The following is a 21784-nucleotide window of genomic DNA, read 5'->3' as shown; positions in this document are numbered from 1 at the left end:
ATTTAGAAGTCTTCTTCAGAGTCTCCCTAAGCACCCTCGATACCATGTCGGGATCACCCAACCGGACATGGTATCGATATAGCTGGCTGAGGATGCCTGCGCTGCGGACCACGGCCAACGCCATTAATGACGTAGAAATACTCGTAACTATTGAAAATAGTTTCATAAAAATCAAATAGTTACGAATCAGGCTACTCCCACTCAATAACAACATGAGCTGCTTTTTCGCTTCCCACACACGCTTGCTACACGTAAAGTCAACTGCTAAGCAGTAGCACAAAAGAGAACAGCAATGGAAAAAGACACACAGCAAGATTTACACCAAAACACACCTCAAAATCCTTTTGATCAAGGTTATTTTGAATCTGAAGAGCTTCGTAAGTTTGGATTTAAGAGTGTTGGCGAAAATGTAAAAGTAGCAAAAAATACGACGATTATTGGACTGAATAACATATCGCTTGGCAATAACATACGTATCGATGGAAATGTTGTCATTGCTGCTTGCTCAGGCTCACTTACGCTTGGAAACTATATACATATTGGCGGGAGTTGTCATTTAAGCTGTGCTGGCGGCATTACGTTGAAAGATTTTTCTGGTTTATCGCAAGGCGTAAGGATTTATTCTGGGACAGATGATTACACGGGTAAAGCTCTTACAAACCCAACCGTGCCACACAAATATCTAAAAGTAAAAATAGCGCCAGTATTATTGGGGAAGCACGTAATAATTGGCTCTGGCAGCGTTATATTGCCAGGCGTAACTATTGGAGATGGCTCATCTGTTGGCGCATTATCTTTAGTTGCCAAGTCGCTGGATGAATGGGGCGTTTATTTTGGAGCGCCAGCAAAAAAACTTAAAGCCAGAAGCAAAGATATGCTGAAGCTTGAGGACGAGCTTATGTTGGAGATAGCCTCTAAACTAACTCAACTGCCGCTTTAAGCATAGCAGGACGCAATTCAATATAGCGTTGTGTAATCGCCATGTTACTGTGTCCTGCCAATGCCATGTATCTCGTGCAATAAAATCAAGCTAATGCTCCAAGTGCGTTTTAATGGTTCCATAACGCCCTTTAACTATTAGCTCAGCCTCTACGTCAAGCGCACGTTGCTTCAAATATTCTTCAACGCCTTGCTTTGTTGTTTTGGAAAAATAAGGTTTACCTGCCAACTGCTGTGCCATTAGTTCGTGATAGTATTTTTTGCTTTGTCTATTGCCGTATCTCTGTTGCGTGTGCGCAAGCTAAAACGTGCGTATTTCTTTTCCTTACCCAACCACATACGCATTTACCAATACTCGCCGCGCTTATACACAACAGCTTCGTCGTATATTTCTATTTCGTCAGCATTAAACGTTTGTTTTTTTAGCGGCATATTTGCTTTGGGTGACTACGTTTTTGAACGGCTACAGCGTTGTGTAGCTTTATGTGTAACTTTAATGCCGGCGCCCAACTAAATAAAAAACTTAGTTGGGCGCGTGTCTGTTTTTTGTAACTATAAACCTATATAAGCCCATATAAATCAACAGCTTGAATGGTTTTTTCTACGCCCGCTCTATTATAAAAAAAATAAATAACCTTATAAATCAATTTCTTATAAAAACAATCAGCTTAGATGCCATGAAGTATGCCATTCCAATCATGACCGATGCTTGCATGTCTCCCGATCAGACGCCTGTCGATGAACAAGCCATTCCAAGGCACGGTCTGATCCATCTCAATCAGGAAGCGTTCACGCCGGTCTGTTTGCGTTTACCAGCGTATTCGGCATCAGCGAAGGACACCTGATTCATCGGGGCTTAACCGTTCAGTGCTTGGGACTGGCGTATTTCACCTGATTTGGAAGTCTTTTTCAGAGTTTCCTTAACGGCTGCAAAACAGTTGACGACGTTATCGATCTTGTCACTGAGAACTAAAGCATCAGCGTCTTTCTGAATCGTATGGGTCGGCTCTCAAGGGGAGCGTTGGTTGGTGAGTAGTCCTTTTTCGCTGAGTGGCAAAGTGGTAATGGTGACCGGTGCTTCTTCCGGTATTGGCAGTCAGGTTGCGATCTGGTTGAGCCAGCAAGGCGCACGTGTAGTGCTGGTTGGCAGGAATATCGAGCGCCTTGAGGCAACAAGGCTCCAGTTACACGGCGAAGGTCATGGGGTTGAGCCTTTCGATTTGCTCGATAGCACCGCCGTTTCAGGCTGGATGCGCAACCTGGTCAAGATTTATGCGCCGTTTGACGGGCTGGTGCATGCAGTTGGCGTACAGATGCCGATGCCGATTCGAGCGCTGGGACTCGAGCAGTGGGAAACGGTATTTGCCACTAACGTCACCTCCGGCTTCTCGCTGGTCAAAGTCTTCAGGCAGAAAGGCGTATTCGTTCAGGGTGCCAGCATTGTTCTACTTTCGTCGGTGATGGCTCAGGCTGCCCAGCCATCCCTCATGGCATATTGCGCCAGTAAAGGTGCGGTGGAATCAATGGTTCGCGCCGCGGCTCTGGAGCTGGCCCGGGACGGCATCAGGGTCAATGCAATTGCGCCGGGTGTGGTGAGAACCGCAATGACCCGCACGCTGGAAGATCTGGTCGGGACCGATTCCATGAAGGCCGTCGAGCAGAAGCATCCGCTTGGGTTTGGCGAGCCGCTGGATATCGCCTACGCAGTCAATTACCTGCTGTCTCCGGCGGCGCGCTGGGTGACCGGGACGTCGATGGTCGTGGATGGGGGGTATCTTGCGCAATGAATGCGAAGAGACTGCTTATTATCGGTGCTGGTGCTTTCGGTCGCGAAGTGCATGCATGGCTAAAGGACTGGGTGGCGCAGAATCCGGGTTGGTTCATTGCCGGATTTATTAACGATGGCCCTGGCTCCACCGAGCGTTTCGAGCATTATCCACCTGTCGTTTCAACTGTGGACGATTACGAGCCCGGGCCCGATGAGTATCTGGTTTGCGCGATTGGCGCGCCGTTGGGTAAACGCGTTGTTGTGGAAAAGCTGCTTGCCAAGGGAAGCCGTTTTTTTACGCTGATCCATCCCTCGGTCATCATCGGTGAGAATGTCGTGATTGGTCAGGGCGCAGTTATCTGCCCTTCAACCGTGCTAACAGTAGATCTTCGGATTGGCGCGTTCGTGACACTCAATATTGGCTGCCTGATAGGTCATGACGCAGACATTGGGGATTTTTCAACCTTGAGTGGACATTGCGACATCACCGGCGGTGTCGTGTTGGAAGAGGGCGTTTTCATGGGCACGCATGCCAGCGTGTTGCCCAAGGTCAGAGTCGGCAAGCAGGCTGTAGTCGGAGCGGGTAGCGTTGCGATACGCAATGTGGCCGCAGGCACTACAGTATTCGGTGTACCCGCCAAACGTATATCGGGGTAATGCTCATGAAGTCCCATGCCAGAATCGTCGACATAGAATATGAACTGCCAGCTGATTCGCTGGACAACGAGACGCTGGCTCGGGAATTTCCTGAGTGGGACGTCGAGAAAATTTTCGTAAAGACCGGTATCGGCGAACGGCATATCATCGACAAGGATGAAACCGCTTCCGACCTGGCCTTCCGCGCTTGTGAGAAGTTGTTTCTCAAAGGGGAGGTTCAGCGTAGCCAGATAGACGCGTTGATCTACTGTACCCAAAGCCCGGATTACCTGTTGCCCGCCACTGCCTGCATTCTGCAACATCGTCTCCAACTGCCGACTCACTGCGCCGCCTTCGACTTCAATCAGGGTTGCTCAGGGTTCATCTATGGGCTTGGCATCGCCAAGGGGTTGATTGAGTCAGGGCAATGCCTAAATGTGTTGCTGGTGACGGCGGAAACCTACAGTCGTTACATTCACCCACAGGATAAAAGTGTTCGCACCCTGTTCGGCGATGCAGCGGCCGTGACCCTGATCAGCGCTACCGAGGGTGGGCCTTTTCTGGAGCGTTTTCGTTATGGCAGTGATGGCTCGGGGGCTGAAAACCTGATTGTGCCGATCGGCGGAGCGCGCAGGCCTACGGTGCAGAATCCACACCCTGAAACCTATGAGGACGACAACGGAAACGTTCGTACAGACGCCAACCTGTACATGAACGGGCCGGCTATTTTCGAGTTTTCCATGACACGCGTTCCGCAGTTGTTCGCCTCACTGTTTGACGACGAACTGGCGGTGGCGGACGTTGATCTATTCGTGTTTCACCAAGCCAACCACTTCATGCTGGATGCCCTGCGCCGGCGTCTGAAGTTGCCCGCCGACAAGTTTGTCTCGGCTTTCCAGCACTGTGGTAATACGGTGTCCTGCACCATTCCCATTGCCATGAAAGAGTCCATGGACAAAGGTGTGCTGAAACCTGGTGATCGGGTCGCTGCGGTCGGGTTCGGGATGGGCTATTCGTGGGGGGGCGTGCGTCATTCGTTGGTAAGCAGTGACAGATTGTTCACTGCGCCTGAGCTGCATCAAGGCTCTGCGTCACAGCAATGACGTAGAGCCTTTTTTATTGAGCTCTTTGCTGATCAGCTTTCAAGCCAGGCATTGCGCCAGGTTTGCAGGTGATCAGTGTCCAGCATCCAGCGCTCGATGACTGCTTGCTTCAAAGCGTCGCCTCTGCTTGCGCAAGTCTGCGCCTGCTCGAGGTGTTCTTCGATGGCAGTGATCCAGGCGCTGTCTTTATTTTCAACGCGCGTGACCGTCAGGCCCTCAGGAACACTTAGCACATCACTGCAAATGACCGGGAAGCCACAGGCGCCGAACTGCAGCAACCTTGACGGGCTTTTACTGCGGTTGAGCAGGTTCGACTCCGCGGGTGCCAGTACCAGGTCCAGATTCAGACTGGCCAGGAGCTCAGGGAACAATGGCCCTTCCACTGGTGAGCGCAGCTCGTGAATATAAGGCCGCAGCCAGCGGGTGCACGGTCCCATGACGACCCATTCCACACGGTCCGCCAGCGCTTTAATAACCTGCGACAGCATTAAGAGGTCGCCCAGTTCGGCCGTCATGCCGACCCAACCGACGCGAGGTTTCGGACGCGTCTGACGCTGGCTTTGCAGGCTCAGCCAAGGGGCGGATGCCAGGCGGGTCTCAATAACGCGAACGTTTGGATGTGAATCTCCCAGCAGGTCCGCCAGGGCCCTTGTGGGAACAGTGACCATGTCTGCACGGGCCAGTCCGTGGTACAGAGAGGCTTGTATCACGGCGAGCGGCGGGGCACTTTTGTCGATTTCTGCGTACGACGGGTATTCCGGCAGATCGAAAATCACTCTGGCGTGGGTGTGATCCTTGATCGCATTGATGCTGGCGATCAGGCTATCGTTCATCGGGCCTTGAAGGACGACGACGTCGGGGTTCAGTCTGGCGATTTCGACCAGGTGCAGTGGCGTGTGGCTTAGGATGCCGTCCACTTCCCGCTCTTTGCGCAGGCTCTGCAGAACGGTAGAGATACGATCACCAGCAGCTGCGTGATCACGGGGTTGAGCAAGCACCACAGGCAGCGGGCGATGTGTCAACGGTCGCCAGCTTAATTCCTGGTTGCTCTGGATGACGAAAGGTTCTGTCAGAGCCAGGTTAGTGTTGTAGGCAGGGTCCCATGCCATGTAATGCAACCAGCGGTGGTAGAGGGCACGTGTTGCAAAATCCATGGCTTGTGCATCCGCCCTTGATTCCTCAGGACGCAAGGCCACGATGGCATGCGGTGTCCAGACGGTCAGGTACCCGGCACTACGTGCCCTCAGGCAAAGGTCTACATCATAGAAATGGAGGGGAAACAGGTGTTCGTCCAGACCTTCGATCTCATCATGCACCGACTTGCGAATCATCAGGCAAGAACCACTCACGGCGCTGTAGTTCTGATCAGTTTCCAAACGCAGCGCGAAGCTTGTGCAGGCAGCGGCGTCACTCGCACTGATCGCTCCAGCGGTGCCATTGAGGCCCACGATGATGCCCGCTTCCACAACTTTGCTATCAGGAGAAATGACATTGGCGCCGACAACGCCTACTTCAGGTCGTAGTGCGTGGTTTAGAAGCTGTTCAAGCCAGTCTTGCTGAACGATCAATACGTTGCTGTCGAGCATCAGCAGATAATCGCCTCTCGCATGGCCTGCTGCGGCGTTGAACAGGGCCGACGGGCTTAGCGTCTGCTCGTGGCGAAGAACACGAATGCGCTCCGATTGCATTGAGTCCAGGGCCGTTAGCCATTCAATGGTCTGCGCAGACTGGCTATTGTTATCGCAGATCAGAAGTTCGTAGAACGGATACGTCGTGTGCTCCAGAATGCTTTCGACGCAGGGCAGCAGCGTCGGCAGTTGATCCTCAGAGGTGACGAGGATGGAGATCAGGGGCTGATCGGGATGGCCATATTCGATCCGGTAGCATCCCGATTCCAGGGTGTGCACTTGACTGTCAGCATAGCCCCGCGCGTACAAGTGACGTTGCAGGGTGTGCGCCTCATCGTGATTGTTGTGCGCCTGCCCGCGTGGCGAGATCACCAAGGGCTCGGATACATGCACGAATTCGGTAAAGCCTGAGTCTTCGATCAGGCGCAGTATCAGATCAAGCTCGATGGCCTGCGCATGGCCCGGATCGAAGCCGCCTACTGCCAGAGCTTTTTCGCGGTTGAACAGCCAGTTTCGGCTGGTGGCTGACGGGCAGGCCAACAGGAAATCCAGACTGAAACCCGGGTGAAAGACCAGATGAGCGCCTTGTTGAGCATGCAGGGTCACCTCGTCACCGAAGACTGCGCAAGCGTTTGGTGCTTCTATCATCTTCATGACAGCGCACAGCAGGCCACTCGGGGTGAAAGTAGTGCCTGCCTCGACCAGTATCCACCAGTCTTGATGGTTTTCCTGCATCAGCTCGTTGATGACTGTGGCACGGTTTTCCAGGCTGGCGTCCCGCCAAGGGAGTTGTGCTTGAAGGGCGGTCTGATTCTGCCTGTCATAGTCGGCCAGGACGAAAACCTTGAGATTGTCGAGTAGGGGCGCATCGGCCGCCATGCTCTGCAGTGTGCTCAGTACTCGTTCTGCCTGCTGATCGAAATCGCAGATGACAATCGCAATCGAGGGGCCCCCGTTATGCTGCTGTAAGTGCTCCTGCAATAGGCTGTGCTGAGCGGTTGTGGGCCTGCGCTGACCAAGCCAATTGGCCACGCGGGTATTGCGGACGGTGGCCTCGGACCTTCTATCGAAGTAGCCGAGTAGATCCAGTTCCTGGACATTGTCGCGTTGTGCCAGTGGCGCAATGCTGACCTTGCCGTTGAACTCGTCAGGACGAACCCAGCCCAGTTCGCTGGGAATACGGTAGAAGTTGGCGTGACCTTCGCGGGGTAGGGTTTGATCCTTTCTAAACACCTCACTGCTCTGCTGATCAGACACGCGGAAATAGGACAGCGGGCGTGCAAGCATTGCCAGGTTTCCCTGACGAAGCAGCTTGGCATAGATAGCCAGATCACCCAGCCCCCAGATCAGCACCTTATTCAAGCACATGACGTCCTGCCCGAAGGCTAGTAGATCATCTCGACGACACATGACCGCACAGGGTTCGCCAACGAAGTTGGAAGGGTGCTGGGCCAGAAATGAGACCAGTTCCGGGCCGTTCAACACCACATTCTTGCCGAATGGGTAAGCCGTATAGATATTGTCGGCCAGCAGCGTACCGTTAGCGTCAATTCGCTTTCGGGTCGCGGCTACGATCTTGATATCCGGGCTGTCATGCATCACGTCAAACATCAGCCGCACACAGTCCGTGAGCAGAATGTCATCGTCATAGAGAAACTTGATGTAATCGCCGCGGGCCAGAGAGATGCCAAGCGCTAGGTTGTGAGGTTCGCCCAGCGATGTGGGATTTTTGCTGTAGTGAATAGGCCAGCGACTCTCCGGCCTGAGCTTTTCGACAATGTCCCTGATGCCATCGTCACGGCAGTCGTCGGTGACAATAATCTCAATGTCGTCGTGGTTCTGGCGCAGCGCACTGGCCAGCGCGGCTTCGAAAAAAGCCGGTTTGTAAGCAGGGATGACAATACTGACCAGGCGTGAAGAACTCATCGCAATACCACATGTGAAAAAGTGTTGTGAGCCGACCGGGCAACTCGGTCGGCATTCGTGATCGGCAGCGGTCGTCAGGCCTTGCGGCCTACATACAGAACCGACTGATCAGTAATCCCGTGCTGGTGGAAGACGCCTTCGCCGAAGGAGCCTGAATCCAGAGCGTCGACCTTGAAACCGGACGCTTCCAGACGTGATACGAAATCATGTCTGGCGTACATCCGCACATGGTCGTCCTGCCCGAAGCGCGCCCAGCGTTCATCGACGTTTTTCTCGTCGGGGTCTTCGTCTGTTTCGGTGGCGGTCAGCAGAATCGGCACCATCAGGATCGCAGAGCCGCCCTTGGCCAGAACCCGATGCAGTTCGGACATGGCCTTGCGGTCGTCGGGTACATGTTCCAGCACATGCGAGCAGACGATGAAATCAAAGGACTCGTCGGCGTACAGGTGCATGTCCATGATGTCCACCACATCATCAGCCAGCGGCGAGAACAGGTCGGCTGAGCGATAGCGGGCGTTGGGCAGGCTACGCAGAAACTTCGAAAGCACGACGGCTGGCGCAATGTCGAGGATGCGCAAAACCTGACCCGGCGGGTGGTTCAGCAGGTGCATCGCGAACAGCGCGTAGAGACGGTCGCGGTCCGAGGCCTGGCATTCAGGGCACCTGTATTGGCCAACGTTCAGAGTCTCGAAATCGTCCACGCTGTAAAACACGTTCAAGCGGTGAAAAATTTGCAGATGACCTTTTTCCATCGGATAGAAATTCGGAAATCGGCAGGCGCATACCGGGCATGTTCGCATTAGCAGTTCTCGTTACTGGCAGTGGCGATGACCTTGATGATGCTGTCGAAGGCTTCATCGGTCAGGCTGTCGTAAATGGGCAGGCACAGAATCTGATTCGACAGGCCGGTGGCGATGGGCAAGCGTTCCGGCTTGGCTGAGTCCAGGCCCCGGTACATCGGGAAGGTCGAAATCAGTGGGTAGAAATAGCGGCGGGCCAGGATGTTGTGGTCACGCATGCGCTGGTACAACGCATCGCGGGACAGGGCGAAGCCTTCCCTGATCAGTACCGGAAAATAGGAATAATTGTGCTTTTCTCGGGTCTGCCAGACGATCTCGATACCCGGAATTGACGCCAGCGCATCGCGGTAGCGCTCGTCGATACGCTGACGCTTGAGCAGCGCCTGATCGATATGTTTGAGCTGAAGCAGGCCGAACGCGGCGTTGATCTCGCTCATCTTGCCGTTGATGCCGGGGGCCACGACCGTCACTTCATCCGCGAAGCCGAAGTTTTTCAGGTAATCGATTCGCTGCTTGGTCTTAAGGTCGGGGCTGATGATCGCGCCGCCCTCGAAGGTATTGAACACCTTGGTGGCGTGAAAACTCAGAATCGACAGGTCGCCGTGCTTGAGCAGGCTTTCACCGCGATGCTGAACGCCGAACGCATGGGCGGCGTCGTAGATGACCTTCAGGCCGTAACGATCGGCAATCTGCTGGATACGATCCACGTCGCAAGGAATGCCATAGCAATGCACCGGCATAATGGCTGTGGTCGCAGGCGTGATGGCTTCCTCGATGCGGTCCGGGTCCAGGTTGTAGGTGCCAGGATCAATGTCGACGAATACCGGGGTCAGGCCGTTCCAGAGCAATGAGTGAGCGGTGGCCACGAACGAGTAGGGCGTGGTGATGACTTCGCCTTTGATGCGCAGTGCCTGAATCGCGGTCATGAGCGCCAGGGTGCCGTTGGAGAACAGCGACAGGTGCTCCACGCCCAGATAGTCAGCCAGTTCCAATTCCAGCTGTTGGTGAAACGGTCCGCCGTTGGTCAACTGACGGCTCTCCCAGATCTGCTCCAGATAGGGAATGAATTCCTCCAGGGGCGGCAGCAGAGGACGAGTGACAGGAATGGGTGCGCTCATGAAGAATTCTCGACTCGTGTCGCAAGAGAGAGTGCGGTTCGTCAGGTCACTTTTAAGACGCTTAAGCGTTTATTCGCAGCGCTTGACGTAAAAATGGCAGCCGAACTGTTTTGTCATGACTAAAAGCAAGAAACCCGCCAAAAGCCTTGCGGTGAGCAATTCCCCGGCTGAGGTCGGGGATGCGGTGGCGCGAACTCGTTTCAGTGCTTGAAATTCCGAACGCCCGGTGCGTATTTTGTACGCACTGCCGCTCGGCGGCCCGGACCCATAACAAGGACAGAAAGATGACCCGCCATGAACCCCGCCAGTTGGCCCAGCTGTTGACGGGCATTGATGAAGTGGAGTGTGTGACACCGGACCTGAACGGTGTGCCGCGCGGCAAGGTAATGAGCGGTGAAGGCTTTCTGGAAGGACGACGTCTGCAACTGGCGCGTGGTGTTCTGCTGCAATGCATCATGGGCGGATATCCTCCCGCGCGTTTTTACGGCGCTGACGACGGCGATGTTGCACTGGTTGCCGACCCTGCGGATGTTCACCGTCTGCCCTGGAGCGAGCAGCCGCGAGCGCTGGCCATTTGCGACGCGGAGGAGTTATCCGGTGCCCGTTGTCCGTTGTCCACCCGTGGGCAGCTCAAGGCGGTCATTGCCCGTTATGCGGAGTACGGATTGGCGCCGGTCGTGGCGACCGAACTGGAGTTCTTCGTGTTCGCGCCCAACCCGGACCCTTTGCAGGCATTTGTTCCGCCGGTGGGGCTCGACGGTCGACGCGAGTGGGGTCACTCGGCGTTCAGCATCGGCTCCAACAACGGACTGCGGCCATTTTTCCAAGAGGTGTACGCCTGCATGGCGGCGCTAGGGCTGCCACGTGACACCGTGATGCACGAGATGGGTGTCAGTCAGTTCGAGATCAACCTGTTGCACGGCGATCCTCTGCAGGTGGCCGATCAGACGTTTCTGTTCAAGCACCTGCTCAAGGAAGTGGCGCTCAAGCACGGTGTAATTGTGGTCTGCATGGCCAAACCTCTGGCCCATACGCCGGGCAGTTCGATGCACCTGCATCAGAGCGTGGTGGACGCTGTCTCAGGGCGCAATGTGTTCAGCGACGAAGAGGGCCAGTCAACGGCAACTTTCCGTCACTTCATTGGCGGTATGCAGGCGTGCATGGCCGACTTCACGGCGTTGTTCGCACCGAATGTGAATTCCTATCAACGTCTGTTCCACCCGTTCGCGTCTCCCAACAACGCTTGCTGGTCCTACGACAACCGCGCGGCCGGTTTGCGCATTCCGGCCAGTGCATCGTCCGCTCGCCGCGTGGAGAATCGTTTGCCGGGAGCCGATGCCAATCCGTATCTGGTCATCGCTGCCAGCCTGGCTGCTGGCCTGTATGGTATTGAAAAGGGGATCGAGCCTACGGCTGCAATGCAGGGCGAGATCGAGGTGCCCGAAGAATTATCCCTGCCGTGTACCTTGCAGTCAGCTCTGGAGCGTCTGAACTGCAGTCAGTTGGCCAAGGAACTGTTTGGTCATGAGTTCATCGAAGGCTACATCGCATCGAAGACGCTGGAACTGACCAGTTTTCTCGATGAGATCACCCCCTGGGAGCGGCGCGTTCTGGCTGCCCAGATTTAAAGAACGTTGTTTGGGGCTCGCCCGTTCAGGCGACTCCCTATTTTTGGAAAGTCGATGCGCCAAATCTGGAAGTCCTTTCGAGCGCTGTATTTTGCCTCGTTGATGATGCTGATCGGCTCCGGTCTGCTGAGTACATATCTGGCCCTGCGCCTGGCCGCCGATCAGGTGGACAGTCTGTGGGTGGGTGCCTTGATGGCTGCCAACTATTTTGGCCTGGTGCTGGGCGGCAAGATCGGTCACCGGCTGATTGGTCGGGTAGGGCATATCCGTGCCTACGCCACTTGTGCGGGGATCGTCGGCGCGGCGGTGTTGGGCCACGGCCTGATCAGTTGGTTGCCGGCCTGGCTTATTCTGCGGGTTATTGTCGGTCTGGGCATGATGTGTCAGTACATGGTCATTGAAAGCTGGCTGAACGAGCAGGCCGCCGCCAAGCAGCGGGGCATGGTGTTCAGCGGCTACATGATCGCGTCGTACCTGGGGTTGGTGTTGGGGCAACTGGTGCTGGTGGTGCATCCGCAGCTCGGCCCTGAGTTGCTGATGCTGGTCGCGCTGTGTTTTGCGCTGTGTCTGGTGCCGGTCGCCATGACCCGTGCGATTCACCCCGCGCCGCTGCATCCCGCGCCACTGGAGCCGCGCTTCTTCATGAAGCGTGTCCCGCAATCGCTGACGGCGGTGCTGGGTGCAGGTCTGATCATCGGTTCGTTTTACGGCCTGGCACCGGTCTACGCGGCCGAGCAGGGGCTGACCACCGAACAGGTCGGTCTGTTCATGGGCTGCTGCATTCTGGCGGGGTTTCTGGTGCAGTGGCCGCTGGGGCTGCTGTCTGATCGCTACGACCGTTCGGTGCTGATGCGCGTGTTCGCCGCCGCACTGGTGATTGCTTCATTGCCTCTGGCGATTTTCCCCAGCGTGCCGGTCGAGGTGCTGTTCGGGATCGGGTTTCTGGCGTCTTTGATGCAGTTCTGCCTGTATCCACTGGCAGTCGCATTCGCCAACGACCACGTGGAAGCCGAGCGCCGAGTGTCGCTGACGGCCATGCTGTTGATGACCTATGGCATTGGCGCAAGCATCGGCCCGTTGGCAGCGGGGGTGGTCATGAAGATGTTTGGCGGGCATATGTTGTACGTGTTCGTTTGTGGGGCTGCAGCCATTCTGGTCTTGCTGATTCGTCCGAAGGCCGTCACGCACTTGCACCAGGTCGAAAACGCACCGCTGCATCACGTGGCCATGCCGGACAGCATGTCCAGTTCGCCGCTGGTGGTGGCACTCGATCCGCGTGTGGATGAGCAGGTGGTTCAGGAACAAATGCAGGCCACAGCCGACCCAGAGATGGAGCCTGATGTCGAAACGGCGGTCGTGGAGCCTGAGCGCGAGCCCGAGTCTGTTGTCGAGACCGAGTCTGTCGCGGGTGAGCGTGAGCGCGAGGATGAGACCTGGAAGGCGTGATAACACCGATGAGTACGGTGCCTGGGTAAAACCGGATAGGGTACGAAGGGTTATGGCGGGATAGGCCCATGATCGCGGCAGGCGTGCCGCGATCATCGGTAAACAAGCGTGGTATCAGAAATCGTCGTCTTTATCGAAGCGTCGTGCTTCTCGCTGCAATTGATACACAAAACGCTCGACCTGCCGCTGTACCAGTCCACTCATGTTGTGGAAGCGTACACCGGCAAAGGTGGTGTGAAATCTTTCTTCGAAGTGCAGATACCTCAACTCCACGGGTGCGGTCATCGCACCGAACGGCAGCCTGGCGATAAACCGCTCATACACCTGTCCCAGTTGCATGCGCTCCGACACGTCGCCTTCAAAGCGCAGTTTGCACCCGGTCGCCGAGATATCCAGCAGCTTGCCGGTGAGCGGGGATTTGAGCTTGTCGCCGCCGATTTCGACATCGACCAGTTGCGCCAGCTTGAGGGCGGCGCGGAAGGCATTGCGACGCTGGTGGTAAATGACTTCTTCGGGCAAAGACCCGCGATACAGACGCTGACCGTCGTTATCGACGATGCTCATTTGCTCCGAGCTGTCCCAGGCAATACGCACGCCATCGTGAAAACCTTCCACACGGAAGGACTCGCCGTTGCTCAGGAATCGTTCGCCATCGCGGGGGATCATTTCGTCGAGCGCCAGGACATTGTTGTCACGGTCGACTTCGATAACGTAGCTCTGAAAGCGCTGGGCGCGCTCGTGAAAGGTAATGATCAAAGGATCATGACTTTCGAGGAGTAACCGCAGGTTAGCGGCGATTTCCAAAGATGTATTCAGGACCTTTGGGGGCTGCGGAGCATCATCCGCACTTGAGCCATTCACGTTCTTACATCTCCAGGCAAAATACTACGGCAACGCAACAGCGGGCATTCTGCCACTACGCACGAAACCTTTATACAGGAAGTTACGCCTGACTTAGGGGGCGTGGTTTTGCTCTTCCAGCAGTGGATCCGCGATTATCGTACAAGGTCGGCGTATCGCCGCCGTTCAGAATGCGAAGCTGATGGGCGGTACTCACCTGTTGCAACTGGATCAGACTGCCGTTGCGCTCGTTGAGTGTCTGGCATTCGGCAATCAGCGCGTTCAGCTCATCGCCCGCTGCCAGCAACTGCTCGCCAGCTTCCGACTGGCTGGCCAGTTGTTCAAGTCCAGCCCTGTTCGCTGGCAGCCCAAGGCCTGTCAACACCTGACTGCGCCTGCGACCGTGCTGTTCGAGCAGGATCACCAGCGCCTGTTTCTGCGCCAGCACATGTTCCATATCGGCCATGTTGCGGCCTTGCAGGATCAATGATTCAGCCAGCAATAGCTCATGCAGCTGTCGGGCAGGAATCATGTCGTCGGTGATCATCTGAAGCAAAATAGTGTCTTGCATCGCATGCTCTGGTTTTTAAGCGTCCAGAATATCCAGCGCGAGCCGAGGGCTAGCGTTGGGTTTCGAAATTCAGCAACTTGCTGGCTACACGGTTGCTGTCTACTGTGTAAGTACCGTCTGCAATGGCTTGCTTGAGTTCTGCAACACGAGCGCTGTTAACGGTCGGCAGATCGGCAAGCTTGTCAGTGATTTTCTGCAACTGTTGAGCCTCACTGCTCAATGAAACGGTTTCCCCGGTGCTTTTCACACCTGCGGTGCTGCCAGCAGGGATCGCTGCATCGGTCTTGCTGGATTCTTTTGGAGCGCCGGTACGCGATGCGCCACCGACGGGCTGGGAGCTGTTAAGGCGATTAAAATCTATGACCATGACTGAAAAACCTCTGGGTGTTTGGACGCTTGCCTTGTTTTCGGCCATCCCCGATAAAACTTTAGGCTCGTCGTGATAAAGCTTCTCAATAGAGGCTTTCACCGTCGGATAGTTGCCGCAGTCTAGAAAAAACGCCCGTTCTACGCCAGCATCAATATGCTCACATGGCGACTTCCACCTGTCCGGGGCCAGTCACGTTGGCCTTGATGACACGATTCGAGTTCAGGTTCTTCACTCGTATCTGCTCGTTGAAGCTGCCGTCCGACAGCGCCTCGCCCGGCATGCGCACGGCCAGCGAGCCGCTCCGTGCAATGATGATCACCTGATCACCTTTGTGAATCATTTGTGGCTGCTCCAGCGCCACCGGGGTCACGACCTGATCAATGACCATTGGTCGTAGGACTTTCTGTCCCACGGCCTGATCCAGTGAAGCGAGAAACCCGAGCCCCAGGCTGCTGACATCCCGCTCGCGCAGGGCGACATCGTCTTCGCTGACAATCGCATCGCGTTTCATGGGCCGCACAACGGTCACCACGTTGCGAAACAGCTGCACTTGCGCAGGGACGAACACCGTCCATGGCGACGACCCTTCGCAGCGCACCTTCACTGTCACCCTGCCGACCGGGCGCGGGCTTTCCAGTGTTGCTGTCAAATCCTTGTCGCACGAAGCCATGCGCAACCGCGGGTCCAGTTGCTTGACCTGAATGTCGTGACGCCCGTCAATCTGGTTGGTTGCCAAATAGTCTTCTACTGTGAACTCAAGAAACCCTTGGGTGACGCCGATAAGCTGTTCAGGCAGTGTGAAATTCTCAGCGCGGCTGACATTTGCGGCGCTGAAAAGGCACAGCAAGCCGATTGCGCACAGGAGCCTGCGGGTTTCTAATGCGATGTGTCGAGAAATTGTCGTCTGTGCGTTCATAACGTATAAAAAGCAAAGCCCGTGCCGCTTACCAGTCTGGTGTGTGGAGAACGGTCACTTTGGCAAGGGGGGTCGGCATGGCAGGTGTAATGGATTCGGTAAACCAGCGAACTCAGCTGGTGGGTCAGAATCGCCTGGAGTTGCTCTTGTTCCGTCTCGACGGCAAGCAGCTCTATGGGATTAACGTGTTCAAGGTCAAAGAAGTACTGCAATGCCCGAAACTTACCATCATGCCCAAGTCGAGCCCGATCGTGCGGGGCGTGGCGAGCATTCGCGGCGGCACGATTCCGATCATGGATCTGGCGATGGCGACTGGCGGCAAGGGTATGATTTCGCTGCCCAACTCCTTTGTAATCATCACTGAATACAACACCAAGGTTCAGGGTTTTCTGGTGCACTCGGTCGAGCGCATCGTCAACATGAACTGGGAAGAGATTCATCCGCCACCCAAGGGTACAGGGCGCGACCATTATCTGACCGCGGTCACGCGGGTGGATAATCAGTTGGTGGAAATCATCGACGTCGAGAAAATTCTCGCCGAGGTCGCACCTATTTCCGAAGAGGTGTCGGTGGGCGTCATTGATGAAGAGGTTCATCACAAAGCCGTCTCGATGCGGGTGCTGACCGTCGACGATTCTTCGGTGGCGCGCAAGCAGGTCAGTCGCTGTCTTGAAACCGTCGGCGTGGAAGTGGTCGCGTTGAATGATGGTCGACAGGCACTCGATTACTTGCGCAAGATGGTCGAAGAGGGCAAAAAACCTCACGAAGAATTTCTGATGATGATCTCCGACATTGAAATGCCGGAGATGGATGGCTATACCCTAACCGCTGCGATTCGTAGCGATCCGCGCATGCAGCAAATGCACATCACCCTGCATACCTCGCTTTCCGGTGTTTTCAACCAGGCGATGGTCAAGAAAGTCGGTGCTGACGATTTCCTTGCGAAATTCCGGCCTGATGATCTGGCAGCCAGGGTTGTGGCACGGATCAAGGCAGCAGAATAATAAGTTGTGGGCGTCGCCCACGGTGATTCACCTGATTTTGAGAGGCTGCACCTTGTCTACGGGTAATTTGGATTTTGATCAGTTCCGGGTATTTCTGGAAAAAGCCTGTGGCATTCTGCTTGGGGAGAACAAGCAGTACCTGGTGTCCAGTCGTCTCAACAAACTGATGGAGCAGCAAAGCATCAAGTCGCTTGGCGAGTTGGTTCAACGCATCCAGACGCAGCCGCGCAGTGGTTTGCGTGAGCAAGTGGTCGATGCGATGACGACCAACGAAACCCTGTGGTTTCGCGACACCTATCCCTTTGAAGTGCTGAAGAACAAGGTGTTGCCCGAGCAGATCAAGGCCAGTCCTGGTCAGCGCCTGCGCATTTGGTCCGCTGCCTGCTCGTCGGGTCAGGAGCCGTATTCGCTGTCGATGTCCATCGATGAATTCGAGCGCGCCAACCCTGGCCAGCTCAAGTCCGGCGCACAGATCGTTGCCACCGACCTGTCGGGTGCGATGCTCAACAACTGCAAGACCGGTGAATACGACAGTCTTGCCATCGGCCGTGGCTTGTCGCCGGATCGCCTGCAGCGCTTCTTCGACGTCAAGAGCCCGGGCCGCTGGGTCGTCAAGGCACCGATCAAGAGTCGCGTGGAGTTTCGTTCCTTCAACCTGCTCGACAGCTACGCTGCGCTGGGCAAGTTCGACATCGTGTTCTGCCGCAACGTGCTGATCTATTTCTCGGCAGAAGTGAAGAAAGACATCCTGCTGCGCATCCATGGCACGCTCAAGCCGGGCGGCTATCTGTTCCTGGGAGCCTCCGAAGCGCTCAATGGTTTGCCGGATCATTATCAGATGGTTCAGTGCAGTCCGGGGATCATCTACAAGGCCAAGTGATGACGGGCTGGATATCAACCAAAAAAAGAGACTTTCGAGTCTCTTTTTTTGTGGGTGTGTTTTTTGTCGACGTGACATGACAGTGCATCGGCAACCAAACCCCTGTCTGGCGTTTTTGGCGACTGAATGGATAAGGCCGCGCAGCGTCGGGTTGCCATCCAATACTGGCAAAAAAACGGCACCTGTCTTGCCGCTTTACCTCGCCACAGCGGAAATGCCTTGCCGCTTTTCTGGCATTGCCGCTTTGCCGCTGGCCGAGAGCCCCGTAATCATTGGCTTTTGAGAAGTGGCACGCCGATTGCTTTGTCAGTAACAACAGAATCAGGTCAACCGGCAAAGGTTTCCCGACATGAGCATCAGCTTCGACAAAGCATTAGGCATCCACGAAAAGGCTCTGAACTTCCGGGCTCAGCGTGCAGAAGTGTTGGCCAATAACATTTCCAACGCCGATACCCCGAACTTCAAGGCTCGCGACCTGGACTTTTCCTCGGTGCTGGCTGCCGAGAACGACAAGGTTCAGAACGGTCGCGTCTCGTTGAGCATGACCAACGGCCGTCACATCGAAGCCGAGGGCATGAGCAATCAGGACGGTACGCTGATGTACCGCACGCCGTCGCAGCCGTCGCTGGACCAGAACACGGTTGATTCCCAGGTCGAGCAGGCCAGCTACACCGAGAACGCCATGGGCTTCCAGGCCAGTTTCACACTGCTCAACAGCAAGTTCAAAGGGCTGGTTGCAGCCCTTCGCGGAGAGTAATTCATGTCCCTAGCCAATGTGTTCAACATTGCCGGCAGCGCCATGAGTGCCCAGACCACACGTCTGAACACCACGGCCAGTAACATCGCCAACGCCGAGACCGTTTCCTCGAGCATGGACCAGACCTATCGCGCCCGTCACCCAGTGTTTGCCACGGTGATGCAGAACCAGCAATCCACAGGCGGCTCGCTGTTTCAGGATCAAGGCGAAGCCGGGCAGGGCGTTCAGGTCAACGGCATCATCGAAGACAGTTCCAACCTTGAAGCGCGCTACGAGCCTAATCATCCTTCGGCTGACAAGAACGGGTATGTCTACTACCCCAACGTCAACGTTGTGGAAGAAATGGCCGACATGATTTCTGCGAGTCGTTCGTTCCAGACCAACGCCGAAATCATGAACACCGCAAAATCCATGATGCAGAAGGTTCTGACCCTCGGTCAGTGATAGAAGGCGAACGACATGGCCGTTGAAAACGATATCTCGACGAGTTTTCTGAATACGCTGCAAAACCCGACGCCGACGAAGACTGATTCGACCGGCACGCTGGGCAAAGATGCGTTTCTGCAACTGCTCGTCACGCAGATGAAGAACCAGAACCCGCTGGACCCTCAAGACAACACGCAGTTCGTGGCGCAGCTGGCTCAGTTCAGCAGCCTCGAAAGCATGCAGAACCTGACGTCGACGGTTGATTCCATCGCCACCAGCTACAAGTCCTCGCAGGCCCTGCAGGCTTCTTCGCTGGTGGGGCGCTCGGTGATCATCGAGTCGGGCTCCACCACGGTGGATACCGCCAAGGGCATGACCGGCTCGATCGTGGTACCGGGCGCCAGCTCGGTGACATCGGTCAAGATCTACGACTCGCAGTCCAACCTGGTCGACACCGTCGATCTGGGTGCTCAGAAAGCCGGCACCGCCAGCTTTGCCTGGGACGGTATGGCCAGCGATGGAACCGTTGCACCGGCCGGCAATTACACCTTCAAGGCTGAAGGCTCGATTGACGGCAAGAACACCCAGTTGTCGACGTACCTGCCAGCGACGGTCAACAGCGTCACGCTGGGCGTCAATGGTGCAGAAACAATGCTCAACCTGGGTAGCGGCAGTATTGCCCTGTCCAAAGTTCAAACGATCGGAATATAGAGCCGACCAGACGGCGCAGGAGTGAAATATGTCTTTCAATATCGGTCTTAGTGGGCTCTATGCTGCGAACAAGAGTCTTGACGTTACCGGCAACAACATTGCCAACGTAGCGACCACTGGTTTCAAGTCTTCCCGTGCGGAATTCGCGGACCAGTACGCGCAGTCGATTCGCGGTACTTCCGGCCAGACCAACGTGGGCAGCGGTGTGAGTACCGCGGCGGTCTCCCAGCAGTTTTCCCAGGGCAACCTGACCACCGGCACCGCCAACAGCCTGGACCTTGCCATCAACGGCAACGGGTTCTTCCAGCTCAGCAACAACGGCGAGAAGCTGTATACCCGTGCCGGTGCATTTCACACCGACAAGGAAGGTTTCGTCGTCAACAGCGGCGGCATGAAACTGCAGGGCTATAACGTTGATGCCAATGGCAACGTCGTGACCGGAGCGTTGAGTGATCTGCGCGTGGACTCGTCCAACCTTGATCCCAAAGCGACCAGTGCGATTACCAACGTCGCCAACCTGAACTCGACGACAGCACTGCCGAGCCTCACAACGTTCGATGCGACCGACACCAAAACCTACAATATGAAGTACAGCACCCCGACTTACGACTCTCAGGGCAATGCGCACACCCTGGATCAGTATTTCGTGAAGACCGGCACCAACTCCTGGTCCATGTACTCGCTGATGGACGGACGCAGCATTTCCGATCCAACGTCGACCGTGCCCGACAAGAACGACCTGAGCTTCGACTCCGGCGGCAAATTGGTGATCGCTACGCCTGGTACGCCGTCGACGTCTACGCCGCCTATCGATAAGCCAACCGATAGCGCCAACATCACGTTCAATACCGATGGCACGTTCACCATTGCCAACTGGGTACCGGGCGTGCAGACCGGTTCGGGCGCGACCGCGACCTGGGTGGCAAACGGTGCCACGGGTGCTGCTGATATCAAGCTCAACATGTCTGGCATCACCCAGACCGCTTCGGTATCCGGCCTGAACACTCAGGACCAGGATGGCTACGCCACTGGCCAGCTCAGCGCGATGAGCGTGGATGCGACCGGTAACCTGTTCGCCACCTACACCAACGGCAAGTCGCAGGTGATCGGTCAGGTGTCGCTGACCAACTTCGCCAACGTGCAGGGTCTGGCACAGGCTGGCGGTACCAACTGGCGTGAAACCTTCGCGTCCGGCGTACCGGTCAGCGGCACGCCGGAGTCCGGTACCCTGGGTTACATCACCGGCCAGGCGCTGGAAGAGTCCAACGTTGACCTGACCATGGAACTCGTCAACCTGATCAAGGCACAGAGCAACTATCAGGCGAACGCGAAGACCATCTCGACGCAGAGCACTATCATGCAGACCACTATTCAGATGACGTGATAACGTCGGTTTTGCAACTAAAAAATAAGCCCCTCTAAACAGGGGCTTTTTTGTTTTTGGTGATTGACTTTTTCAAGTGTTTTCGATAGGTGTCGCAGGGGTGTTGGCAGTAGTGTAGGAAGCGACTGATGTTTGTGTTGATATTTCTGAAAGGCCCCTAAGTTACATTTCATAACGTAACTTTTTAATGAAATCAATCGTTACAACGTCAGTGTTTGCTTAAAGTTTACTTACATATAGACGAGATTTCTGCTTAAGCTTTGCTCGAGGCAGCCGAAAAACTCTGTAGAGCTTCTTGCTTGAATGTTGTAAGCAGCTAATGATTTTTTGAGACTCCGTCCAACATCCTTAAAGCAAAAAACAGGGAAGAAGCAAATGGCAGTAATTAATGGAACAGCTGGCGCAGATGTACTAATTGGTACCGCAGAGGATGATGAGATCAACGCTCTGGGCGGCAACGACCTGATCAAGGGTACTGCTGGCGCGGACAAAATCGATGGCGGTGCTGGTTCAGATACTGTTGACTATTCGGCATCTACAGAAGGTATCAGTATAAATATTCGCTTGGGAGTTGGAGTTGTTGGACAGGGTGGCGACGCGGAGGGGGATACTCTGAATGGTATAGAAACCGTCATCGGCTCTGCTTTCAACGACGTCATCACCGCCGGCCCGTACAACGGGATCGTAGGGTTACGACTGGAAGGAGGAACTGGCGACGATGTCTACAACGTCAACATGGGGTTCACCCCTGCCATCATCGAGCAGGCCGGCGGCGGTGATGATGAGGTTCGCGTGTCGGTGATCAGTCCCAACAACACCGTCCTGGCTGCTAACGTCGAACGCCTGACCTATGTCGGTGCTGGTGCCTTTACCGGTTATGGCAACGACATCGACAACGTCATCACCGGCGGTTCGGGTAATGACACGTTGTAC

At 55.4% G+C, this 21784-nt stretch carries 19 protein-coding genes and 2 pseudogenes; 13 read left to right on the top strand and 8 right to left on the bottom strand.

Annotated features, from left to right (window positions below; translation table 11 throughout):
* Positions 1–292 precede the first annotated feature (292 nt).
* The gene (locus H8S56_RS08990) at positions 293–940 is read left to right on the top strand and encodes an acyltransferase (protein WP_187518442.1); all 648 of its coding nucleotides are present in this window, start codon (positions 293–295) and stop codon (positions 938–940) included.
* 742 nt (positions 941–1682) lie between these two features.
* On the opposite strand, the pseudogene H8S56_RS08985 reads toward H8S56_RS08990, so the two are convergent.
* Positions 1683–1789: pseudogene (locus H8S56_RS08985) on the bottom strand (IS5/IS1182 family transposase); the annotation flags it as partial.
* Positions 1790–1964: 175 nt separating this feature from the next.
* Here H8S56_RS08985 and H8S56_RS08980 point away from each other — a divergent pair.
* The 3 genes and pseudogenes from H8S56_RS08980 (at position 1965) to H8S56_RS08970 (ending at position 4387) form a co-directional block, all read left to right on the top strand.
* Positions 1965–2726, top strand: coding sequence for an SDR family NAD(P)-dependent oxidoreductase (locus tag H8S56_RS08980; RefSeq protein WP_187518441.1), 762 nt, complete (start codon positions 1965–1967; stop codon positions 2724–2726).
* On the top strand, positions 2723–3364 hold the full coding sequence (gene vioB, locus H8S56_RS08975; protein ID WP_024695966.1) for a dTDP-4-amino-4,6-dideoxy-D-glucose acetyltransferase VioB: 642 nt from the start codon (positions 2723–2725) through the stop codon (positions 3362–3364). Before H8S56_RS08980 ends, vioB begins: the two co-directional genes overlap by 4 nt.
* A pseudogene (locus H8S56_RS08970) lies at positions 3364–4387 on the top strand (ketoacyl-ACP synthase III). The gene vioB and the pseudogene H8S56_RS08970 overlap by 1 nt, the downstream one beginning before the upstream one ends.
* Before the next feature lie 91 nt (positions 4388–4478).
* Here H8S56_RS08970 and H8S56_RS08965 read toward each other — a convergent pair.
* The 3 genes from H8S56_RS08965 to vioA form a co-directional block, all read right to left on the bottom strand.
* Positions 4479–8000: a glycosyltransferase gene (locus H8S56_RS08965; RefSeq protein WP_187518439.1), complete on the bottom strand. Its 3522-nt coding sequence runs from the start codon at positions 7998–8000 to the stop codon at positions 4479–4481.
* Between the two features lie 74 nt (positions 8001–8074).
* Entirely contained in the window at positions 8075–8800 is a 726-nt protein-coding gene (locus H8S56_RS08960) for a methyltransferase domain-containing protein (protein ID WP_187518438.1), read from the bottom strand.
* Positions 8800–9918 carry a dTDP-4-amino-4,6-dideoxy-D-glucose aminotransferase VioA gene (vioA, locus tag H8S56_RS08955; protein WP_024689550.1) on the bottom strand — a complete coding sequence of 373 codons (1119 nt, stop codon included), beginning with the start codon at positions 9916–9918 and terminating at the stop codon, positions 8800–8802. Before vioA ends, H8S56_RS08960 begins: the two co-directional genes overlap by 1 nt.
* A gap of 386 nt (positions 9919–10304) precedes the next feature.
* Between vioA and H8S56_RS08950 the strand changes: the two genes are divergently transcribed.
* Positions 10305–11546: a glutamine synthetase family protein gene (locus H8S56_RS08950; protein ID WP_187518551.1), complete on the top strand. Its 1242-nt coding sequence runs from the start codon at positions 10305–10307 to the stop codon at positions 11544–11546.
* A gap of 54 nt (positions 11547–11600) precedes the next feature.
* The gene (locus H8S56_RS08945; protein ID WP_024695960.1) at positions 11601–12992 is read left to right on the top strand and encodes an MFS transporter; all 1392 of its coding nucleotides are present in this window, start codon (positions 11601–11603) and stop codon (positions 12990–12992) included.
* A gap of 114 nt (positions 12993–13106) precedes the next feature.
* Here H8S56_RS08945 and H8S56_RS08940 read toward each other — a convergent pair whose 3' ends face one another.
* The 4 genes from H8S56_RS08940 to flgA all read right to left on the bottom strand — a co-directional run bounded on the left by H8S56_RS08940 (position 13107) and on the right by flgA (position 15689).
* Positions 13107–13853 carry a flagellar brake protein gene (locus tag H8S56_RS08940; protein WP_187518437.1) on the bottom strand — a complete coding sequence of 249 codons (747 nt, stop codon included), beginning with the start codon at positions 13851–13853 and terminating at the stop codon, positions 13107–13109.
* A gap of 82 nt (positions 13854–13935) precedes the next feature.
* Entirely contained in the window at positions 13936–14403 is a 468-nt protein-coding gene (locus tag H8S56_RS08935) for a flagella synthesis protein FlgN (RefSeq protein WP_024689546.1), read from the bottom strand.
* A gap of 49 nt (positions 14404–14452) precedes the next feature.
* Entirely contained in the window at positions 14453–14770 is a 318-nt protein-coding gene (gene flgM, locus H8S56_RS08930) for a flagellar biosynthesis anti-sigma factor FlgM (RefSeq protein ID WP_024689545.1), read from the bottom strand.
* Positions 14771–14930: 160 nt separating this feature from the next.
* The gene (gene flgA / locus H8S56_RS08925) at positions 14931–15689 is read right to left on the bottom strand and encodes a flagellar basal body P-ring formation chaperone FlgA (RefSeq protein WP_024689544.1); all 759 of its coding nucleotides are present in this window, start codon (positions 15687–15689) and stop codon (positions 14931–14933) included.
* A gap of 77 nt (positions 15690–15766) precedes the next feature.
* Here flgA and H8S56_RS08920 point away from each other — a divergent pair, with 77 nt between their 5' ends.
* The 7 genes from H8S56_RS08920 to H8S56_RS08890 form a co-directional block, all read left to right on the top strand.
* Complete coding sequence (locus H8S56_RS08920) at positions 15767–16693, top strand: chemotaxis protein CheV (protein ID WP_187518436.1); 927 nt, start codon at positions 15767–15769, stop codon at positions 16691–16693.
* A gap of 52 nt (positions 16694–16745) precedes the next feature.
* Positions 16746–17573, top strand: a complete 828-nt coding sequence (cheR, locus tag H8S56_RS08915; RefSeq protein ID WP_163032083.1) for a protein-glutamate O-methyltransferase CheR — start codon at positions 16746–16748, stop codon at positions 17571–17573.
* Between the two features lie 349 nt (positions 17574–17922).
* A complete protein-coding gene (gene flgB / locus H8S56_RS08910; protein WP_024689541.1) occupies positions 17923–18330 on the top strand; it encodes a flagellar basal body rod protein FlgB in 408 nt (135 codons plus the stop codon).
* 3 nt (positions 18331–18333) lie between these two features.
* A complete protein-coding gene (flgC, locus tag H8S56_RS08905) occupies positions 18334–18774 on the top strand; it encodes a flagellar basal body rod protein FlgC (protein WP_024689540.1) in 441 nt (146 codons plus the stop codon).
* Positions 18775–18789: 15 nt separating this feature from the next.
* Positions 18790–19467 carry a flagellar hook assembly protein FlgD gene (gene flgD, locus H8S56_RS08900; protein WP_187518435.1) on the top strand — a complete coding sequence of 226 codons (678 nt, stop codon included), beginning with the start codon at positions 18790–18792 and terminating at the stop codon, positions 19465–19467.
* Positions 19468–19495: 28 nt separating this feature from the next.
* Positions 19496–20851 (top strand): flagellar hook protein FlgE, encoded by a 1356-nt coding sequence (gene flgE / locus H8S56_RS08895; RefSeq protein WP_187518434.1) that lies wholly within the window; start codon positions 19496–19498, stop codon positions 20849–20851.
* Positions 20852–21226: 375 nt separating this feature from the next.
* Positions 21227–21784: calcium-binding protein (locus H8S56_RS08890; RefSeq protein ID WP_408003788.1), on the top strand; the 558-nt coding region annotated here is incomplete at its 3' end.

Source organism: Pseudomonas triticifolii (assembly GCF_014358015.1).
Taxonomy (GTDB): Bacteria; Pseudomonadota; Gammaproteobacteria; order Pseudomonadales; family Pseudomonadaceae; genus Aquipseudomonas; species Aquipseudomonas triticifolii.
Note: the sequence above shows the minus strand (reverse complement) of the source record. Positions and strands in the feature narration are given on the sequence as shown.